The 2432-nt window shown below is 39.8% G+C and carries 1 protein-coding gene; it reads right to left on the bottom strand.

Annotated elements, in window-relative coordinates; translation table 11 throughout:
- Nucleotides 1-2432: T9SS type B sorting domain-containing protein (locus tag ACFSRZ_RS16580; RefSeq protein WP_379667699.1), on the bottom strand; the 2432-nt coding region annotated here is incomplete at both ends.

The following is a 2432-nucleotide window of genomic DNA, read 5'->3' as shown; positions in this document are numbered from 1 at the left end:
ACTACTTTCCCAAAACGATTAAAGATATTGATCTGTGAAGAAGGGAAGAATGTTGAGTTAGCTCCTTTGATAGCCCATGTATCGTTGATCCCATCATTGTTAGGTGTAAAGAACTTCGGGAACTCTACCACAGAGACTTGTAAAGTAGCAATTCCACAACCATTCTTATCACGCACTAAGATGGTATAGAATCCACCTTCTAAGTTTTCAAACATAGGATCGTCTTGATATGGATGTGTCACCACACCATTCTCATCCGTAAGTGCATACTCATAATCTCCGATTCCTAAGTTGGTAGGATCAATGGTAATAGAGTTGTTCTCAGAATCATCTACAATGGTCACATCATTTTCTGTGATTGTGGCAATGATAGATTCGTTTACTTGTATCTCACGTGTTCTAGTACATCCTGTTCCATCAGTAGTTGTAGCCGTTACGGTATACAATCCACCCGAGGTAATAGTGATCTGTGATCCTATGATGGTATTTCCAGAAGGATCTGTCCATACATAATCATAGATAGCACCGGGGTTTTCTACGCCAATAGTAAGAGGAGGTCCATTAAGACACACGATCTGAGGAGACGTTACTGTAAAATCCGGTAGAGGGTTTACAATCACCTCAAAGGTAAAGTCATCATTGACACATCCTGTATCGTCATTAACGACTCTTACATAAATAGTTTGTTGATTGGCAATGGTATTGGAATACGGACTCGATAGAGGGTTGTCTCCAGAAGTAGCATCCATTTGTGTTTCGTGGAAAGTTACTGTAAAGTCATCCTCATCCTGAGAAGCACCTAAGATTCCCGGAATCTGACTGTCTAGATCAATATTTTGAACAAATCCATTGGTGTCATCACCATCGGCATCATCATCACAATAGGATAAGTTAGATACGTGATCTGTAGTAGGCTCAGGATTTACAATAACATTAAAGTTAGAGATTCCGTTGGCACACTGTGTAGCCGAGTTAAAGACACGCACATAGATGATCTGAGAGAATGGTACAGAGTTGGCAAAAGGAAGCGGATTGTCTACCGTTCCACCTAAAGGTAATATTCCATTTTGAGCATTAGCCAGAGAAGCGTGATAACTTACCGTAAACTGATTAGGGTCTTGTGTACCTAAGATTCCCGGAGTTTGATCATGCAAGTTAAAACTTTGAGAGAATCCGTTTTGAGCCGATCCATCAGAATCGTCATCACAAATCTCAAGGTCTTCTACAAAGTTAGCCACAGGTAGTGGATTTACAATCAGATCAAATGTTGTATGATCTGTAAAACAGTTTGTTGTATTGTTGGTAACACGTACATAGATCGTTTGTGAGTTAGGCACAATGTTCTCGTACATGTTTGTTGTTGTAATAGGACTGTTACCAGAGTTGGCATCAGCAGCCGATGTGTGATAGGTAACTGTATAATCAGCAGGATCTTGTGTTCCTAAGATAATAGGCGTTTGATCATCTAAATTAAAAGTCTGTACAATTCCGTTAAATCCATCACCATCATCTAAGTTATCACAAAGCTCAAGGTTATTTACAGCATTGGCTACCGGTACAGGGTCTACATTTAATGTAATGTGAACACCAAACCCAAGGCAGTCATTGTCTAGATCGCTATCTACACGTACGTAGATTCCTTGTGAGTTAGGGTATCCGATGTTTCTATAGTTAGACGGGTCTGCAATAGGATCTTCTTCAGCCAAAGCATCGGCTTCATTACGATAGTAAGTTATGGTTAACTGTTGTGTAGGAGGGAACAGTGCACGAACTTCAGCAGAAACAGAGCTAAAGTCAAAAGTAGTTACTCCATCAGTATCATCATTGTTCGCATTATCATCTCCGTTGATATCTAAATAATCATCACAGACGTTAAAGACACGTTGGAAGGTAGAAGGAATCCCTGTAGTAGACACAGTAAGTGTTACTTCGGCAATTCTATAACAACCAAAAGCACTAATGGCACGAGCCCAAACCATATCAGTGGTTACTACTTGATTGGTATAAGTAGTAGGGTTAGGAATCGGACTGTTGCCTGATTGTGCATCAGCTAGTGTTTCATAGAAGATAAAGGTCTCGTTCATGTAATTGGTAGAGATGTCTGTAGCAGCCTCATTTAGATTAAAGACAGAGAACCCATCGGTATCATTATCACACTGTTGTAGTTCAACAGCAGCAGTGATGGTTGGTAAGGCACTTACGATTAAGTTAAACGATAGAGATGTATCATTACAATCTACATTATCTACATTCTCCACACGAACGAATACTTGTTGTGTGTTTACAGTTGCATTGGTATATGGATTGGCTTTATCGATCACATCGGTAGAACTATCTGTTTGTGCACCTGTAAGTGTTGTATGATAGCTAACGTTGTATTGAGTAGGGTCTAATGTTCCAAGAATCTCAGCATCTTTGGTGTTGAGTAAGAA

The sequence above is a fragment of the Pseudotenacibaculum haliotis genome (assembly GCF_042684245.1).
Taxonomy (GTDB): Bacteria; Bacteroidota; Bacteroidia; order Flavobacteriales; family Flavobacteriaceae; genus Polaribacter; species Polaribacter haliotis_A.
This window is presented reverse-complemented; position numbering and strand designations above follow the sequence as displayed.